4 protein-coding genes and 2 pseudogenes are annotated in these 5820 nt (G+C 40.5%); 3 read left to right on the top strand and 3 right to left on the bottom strand.

What is annotated here, in order from left to right:
* Positions 1–76: 76 nt before the first annotated feature.
* Positions 77–363, bottom strand: a pseudogene (locus tag BM021_RS14400) (IS1595 family transposase); the annotation flags it as partial.
* A 609-nt stretch (positions 364–972) separates the two neighbouring features.
* Here BM021_RS14400 and BM021_RS16675 point away from each other — a divergent pair.
* A complete protein-coding gene (locus tag BM021_RS16675) occupies positions 973–1062 on the top strand; it encodes a PEP-CTERM sorting domain-containing protein (protein ID WP_143074365.1) in 90 nt (29 codons plus the stop codon).
* Positions 1063–1440: 378 nt separating this feature from the next.
* Here the strand turns inward: BM021_RS16675 and BM021_RS14385 are convergent, their stop codons facing one another.
* The gene (locus BM021_RS14385; RefSeq protein WP_256207951.1) at positions 1441–1719 is read right to left on the bottom strand and encodes a glyoxalase superfamily protein; all 279 of its coding nucleotides are present in this window, start codon (positions 1717–1719) and stop codon (positions 1441–1443) included.
* A 236-nt stretch (positions 1720–1955) separates the two neighbouring features.
* Here BM021_RS14385 and BM021_RS14380 point away from each other — a divergent pair.
* Positions 1956–2248: pseudogene (locus tag BM021_RS14380) on the top strand (IS1595 family transposase); the annotation flags it as partial.
* Between the two features lie 232 nt (positions 2249–2480).
* The gene (locus BM021_RS14375) at positions 2481–4250 is read left to right on the top strand and encodes a hypothetical protein (RefSeq protein WP_090721683.1); all 1770 of its coding nucleotides are present in this window, start codon (positions 2481–2483) and stop codon (positions 4248–4250) included.
* 659 nt (positions 4251–4909) lie between these two features.
* On the opposite strand, the gene BM021_RS14370 is transcribed toward BM021_RS14375, so the two are convergent.
* Complete coding sequence (locus tag BM021_RS14370) at positions 4910–5299, bottom strand: hypothetical protein (protein WP_090721685.1); 390 nt, start codon at positions 5297–5299, stop codon at positions 4910–4912.
* Between the last annotated feature and the right edge of the window lie 521 nt (positions 5300–5820).

Raw genomic sequence — 5820 nt, 5'->3', positions numbered from 1 at the left:
CAAGTTGCTCCGTTCCACTTGCCTTCCGTGCCATGATGACCTCTACCAAAGGTAAAGGCTTATATTATTACTGTTTCTATCTGTAATTGGAATTAGGAAGTAATAGCGGTTTTAAACGTAATAATTTGAGAATTTCAAGGTAGAGATTATCACGACGATGATAAAAACGAAATTCAGATTCTTTCAGATGCAAATAGAAGGTATGGTCAGGCACGCCATTGAATTTTGCCGAACGCCGTTTGCAAAACTCCAGAAAGATTCGATCCCATTAATATGCCGCTCACCCTTGGCAAATTCGTTGTTCCCATGGTGAACTCTGAAATGTTTATCAAAGCCGATATCGACAAATCGATCATAGCCACGCTATTCATCGCAAATTGATACGGTATCTGGCGCTTACATGCCGGCGTTAAGGATTGATCTGAACTATTCAAGTTCTTATGAATGAATCCTCAGTCTTGATCCGACTCGCCTCCGCGCCAGTGCTTCAGCTGCAATATAAAAGCAGCCGGCACGTGAGCAATCCCGAAAGCACTGATAAAGATCATGGCCTGTTCCATCCCCTGACTCTCAGCGTAAACGAAAGCCATTGCCCAGCCAAAGGCAAGTCCTAGCACTATCAGGAACCCTCTCGTTATCCACCGGGTACCTGATGAGTGGGAATTGAGGCGATGGTGAGCCCATACTGCAGCGAACAGGGTTGGAAGACACAACAGAAAAAGAAAGAAATTGTTCATAATAGGACAGTAGTGAATAAATTTGGTCTACAGCAATGGCAAAAAATACTAAATTTAAGCGCAAAACCATTTAAAAAAGGAGGATATAGTCACCAATAGCCATATTCCCTTTCCATATCATCTTATTTCCAATTTTTTCTTCCCAAATTCAAAATTATACCAATAATGTTGGATGGATCATCGGTTATGCTCTTAATACGATTACATGAGAAGAAATTAAGTTCCTCATTAATCAATTACTGCAGTACCAAAACCTTCAACTTATCTAATGCTATTAGTCGCTATGGGATTGCTTGGAGTATTCGCTAGAAACAGAAAGAGATAGGTACAAAATTATCTTGAACCCGCATGAGCGGATTTTTTTATTGCATATATGGTGGAATCTTGATGGTGAATAACAGATATTATGTTTGGTTTGGGAAGCTTTATTGATTATGTTTCTTCGCTTATAAGTTTAATTTCAACTTCAAGGGGACGGATCTAATATAAGCAAGGAGAACAGCATTAATTGCTTGGATTCATCTGCTGTATTTTCAGAAACTTCACTGGAATAGCTTAATGTTGTTTTCAGTCATACATTTGATGAAGATAAAATACTTACTATCTTATAGTTCGATTGTTTTTTGATTGCGAGATATAAGCTCGTGCAAGTACGAAAATCTTAACACTTTGATCAGGTGTTATATTAATCTTTTCTTAAATATCATAAATTTTCACCATTCAATATTGTCCAATTAGATGTAATCTCACGTTGATACTCACTCGCAAAACGAAGTCGATTGCCATCGGGATCGATTAGCAACATTTCACAAGTACCCCAAGGTGTATTTGCAGGTGGTTTCTCAGGAACTACACCGCGACCAGTGAACTCAGCAAAGCAGCTATTCACATTGGGTACTACAAAGTACACTGCACCCCCAGGTTCACAATCTCTCTTATGCTCTGTTAGAAATATAGTTTGACCATTTCGAGTAAGCTGCATGAAGACTGGAAGATGTGGCTCGAATTGATGTTTCTAATCAACCATAACACCTAATCCATCCTTGAAGAATTTCAGGCTCATGTTGACATAGTAATACGAAGCTGTGGGATGACGGTTTGGTGCATAGATTATTTTTCTTCATAACAAATTCTATTAAGACCTCATGGAACGGATCATTGTTGCCATATCGATCTTTATCTAAGCAAATACGCTCATACCGATGTTTGGCTCCATGCATTATTCGTGGGCATGTAGCACCTGATGCCATCATTCATTCCGATGGATGGCGTAGTTATGATGGGCTGGTCGACATTGGCTTTGACAAGCACTTTAGGGTACATCATGGTGACAACGGGTTTGCTTGTGGTGAACGGCATATTAACGGTATCGATCTATCTGGAGTTTTGCAAAAAGACGTTTGGCAAAGTTCAATGGCGTGCCTGCGCACACTTTCTACCTGCACCTGAAAGAAACTGAATTCCGTTTTAATCATCGCCGTGATATTGAAAATTTTATTTCTCTGCACTGAAGATTTGATCGCTCTCCTTACTGAGTCGGCTTAAAAGGAGTTATCTAAAACAGATGGACTTTTTCGGCGCTGATGACTGGATTTTGCATAGCTCGCCTTAACATATTCTTTGATGAGAGTAGTAATGATTAAGACCGCTTAAAACACTATTTTCGGAGAGATATCGGTATAGATTTTCTTTTACGATCCGTCAATAACTTTTTATCTCTACATCTTAATTGGAAGAAACATTATGATCCTACGTTCTCTTTTATTGTTTAATGTTCTGATTGGCATTGCCTTAAGTAACATGCTACCTGTTCATGCGGATGGTTATAAACCTACAAGCATCGATTCTATTTTGTATTTTCAGGCTGCCATAAAGGATGCCGAATATTGTTCGATGACTGTTAAAGAAGGTGCGTTAGTTACTATCAATAACAATACAGGCAAGGTTCTGAGCAACGCTGCCATGACTTGCCCGGATATGTTTTCCTGGAAGCTATTTGCCGATGCAGTTCAGGCTAAATTCTGGTCAAACTGGGCTGATGAGAATGACAACTGGCCAGCACAGCCTTATGCACTCTGTCAGTCTGGACAAACACCTGGTAAAGATCATTGTTGTCAACCTGGGTCAGCAAACAACGATCTCGATCATTGTCCAGTTTATCCAGGGATTCAGCACGCGACCAAACTCAAAAGTTTGACTGATGCTTTGACAGAAGAAGCGCAAGAGCAAGCGCGCGATCCTGCCTTGCAGCGCGATACCCGTCTACCATTCCATGATGCACTTAATCCCCTTAGCCGCATGGTAAAACTGCAGTCTATGAAGAAGGCTGCAGCCACACCTGTATCTTCCTGTTCTGCGGTATCTGTCGATGGTAAGACTAAGGATCTGGTACCAGATATCATAAAGAAATTTAATCCATCCGACGCAGAAAGTACTGGTCGCGTCATTCGTCAGACCAATGCTGAACTGACCGTTCGCAACAAGGTATTCCATGATTACCTGTTCACCAATAATTTATATAATGCCAACGGTGTAATAGACGTATTTAAGGTCAATCAGAAAAATCTGCAAACAGAAGCGCCCTATCATCTTGCCAATCGCTCACCTCAGGATGGGAAGCCTAGCGCGTTGTCTCGCGTGGATTTGCCGCCGGAGGCCATCATGATCAAGAGTAACTGGCTGCATCATGACCTTGCTGTCGCTCTGGGATTGCCGGATGACCCCAAGCAGTACATTAGCAAATTGCTGCAGACACAGATCGATCTGCAGGCGCTGGGTATCAGCAAATCACCGCTCACTTGCAATCTGGAAGGTATTCATCACCTGGTAGCATTCCATATTTCCTCTAAAGATATTCCCAATTGGGTATGGACCACCTTCGAACATATCAATCTGCCCGGCCGCTGCGATATCACAGGCTGCAATGATGCTTATGGCTATGCAAGCAGCGATAAGAATCGCCCGGCTGGCACTGCAGATAATTATGTCAAACCCAATCAGCATAGCGATCAGTTGAACTCGCCCAGTATCGTTTTCAATCCAGATAAAGGTTATCCGCTGGAAATGATTCGTCCGGAATGGGATAAGCTACTAACTCAATTAAATATTGGCAGCGGTAGCAGCACAAGTCAGATTGAACCTGACCCAGAGGATATCGCATGGCGTAACTTTCGCCTCAAAGGCTCGCAAGTGGAGTTTGTTAACTCGATTGGTCAATCGACATTATTGGGTAATTCGGTAACCGAGGCGGGTTTTATGGATGGTTCAAGCTGTATTAGTTGTCACGCAAGAGCTGGTGCGGCACTGAATAGCGATGGTTCAGCTAATTTCCTTGCACTCTCAGTGTTTGAACGCAATCTGACCGACTTTGGCTATGCACGAAGTCATCAGGGTATTCCTGATCCGTTCTGGTTTTACAACGATAACAACAGCCGGCCAAACATGATAGTAATGCAAACAGACTTCATCTGGGGTTTCCTCAATGCTAGCCCTATCGTGTCCAGTAAGCCATAGAAGCAATCTCATGCTGTTTTCAACTTGTGCATTTCGACTCACAGGTTGAAACGGCACACATTACTATAGCTACGGATCAGTGATTCTTGAACTTGACCGTTTTATGGCTGCAAAATTCTTAAAATCTGTTCGCAAAACTCAAGTAATTATAGAATGATGGATATTTTAGGTAATTATATACTTTACATACCCATGTTTGTTGTTGCAGATTTTTGAACACAGATTTAAAGTAATATACTTACAATCAGCTTTGTAAAAAAATCATTGACGTCTGAGGAAGAAAGATGGGTACTACACCTCAACGGCCAAATGGTACGAACTAAACCCAAGGATTCCAACACACTGCATTTTTCGAGATACTCACAAAAAAATAGAACTCTTAGTGCTATCTTCGATTAATGCAAGAATACATGAATGCCCTGCCCGCTAAAGCACATTCGTTATTTTGAGATGGCTGATAAGAAAGATTATGAGTCGCACAACCGCTCAGAACGCAAATTTTCAGTAATAAAATCACAAATATTTTCATAACTTTTTCCATCAATAACATAGATTTCACTTAGAAAAAAAATGGCATAGTCGGAATAATATTTGAATTTGCTAGTTATAAAAAAGCCACTTAAAATCTAAGTGGCTTTCAAATTAATATTGAGATTTTATTAATTGACTTGAGTGTTACTGGTGGTACCGCGTATAAATTTTGGTGTTTGACTTTCCCCAGCTAACTTGTAATACAGTGCTGCTTGTGCTTTATTCTCGGCTACTAATCTCTCGTACTCACGAATATTAGCTTTCTCATGAGATTGGAAATCCTGACCTCTACGGCCATAATACATTGATCTTGATTCGTAATCTTCCAAAGCAGCTTTATGTTCTACCAGTTTGGCTTCAGCTTCTTTTAACAAAACTTCATGATGTTTTGCCATTTGCAGATGATCTTGTGCAGTCAAGATTTCTTCTGCGTTTGCAGCACTGACTGGCAAGACAACAAAAAATAAAGCAGCTATTACTATTAAAGAAATTGTTGTAATAGTTTCTTGAGTTTCCATGATCTTTGCCTCCGAGTTAAATTTAGCAAGTGATGCCATAATAATTTCTTCGGCAGTCAAAGTTAATCGGGGAAGCCTTGGTTTTTATACTAGGGAAACCATTGTTATTCTCTAAGGGATACCATTAGTTATACCGCAACTGGCGAATAGTATTATCTGGTACGTCAAAATGCTTGAGAAATTCAAGTATTGCATTAGCACGAACTATAAACACCGTATTTTCTTTGGCATAAGCTATCTTATGTCTCTGATGATAGTCATGTTGAGAAAGGTCTACTTTGCGCGTCGACATCTGCTTTCTGAATCTAATAAAGCAACATCTTCAAATTCGGCAGAAGCAGATGGTAGAGTTCCGTCTGAAATAGAAATATGTTCTGGAGAAAATTTAGAGCATTCTGCACTTAAATAGAGTCGATAAGGATTCTCAAAGGATGAGATATAGTTGATGATCTTGCTATGAGGAGGTGACATATGCCAAAACCCTTATCGAATGATCTCAGGAAGCGTCTGATCAAGGCGGT

Origin of the sequence: Nitrosomonas sp. Nm166 (genome assembly GCF_900112825.1) — a bacterium.
Taxonomy (GTDB): Bacteria; Pseudomonadota; Gammaproteobacteria; order Burkholderiales; family Nitrosomonadaceae; genus Nitrosomonas.
Note: the sequence above shows the minus strand (reverse complement) of the source record. Positions and strands in the feature narration are given on the sequence as shown.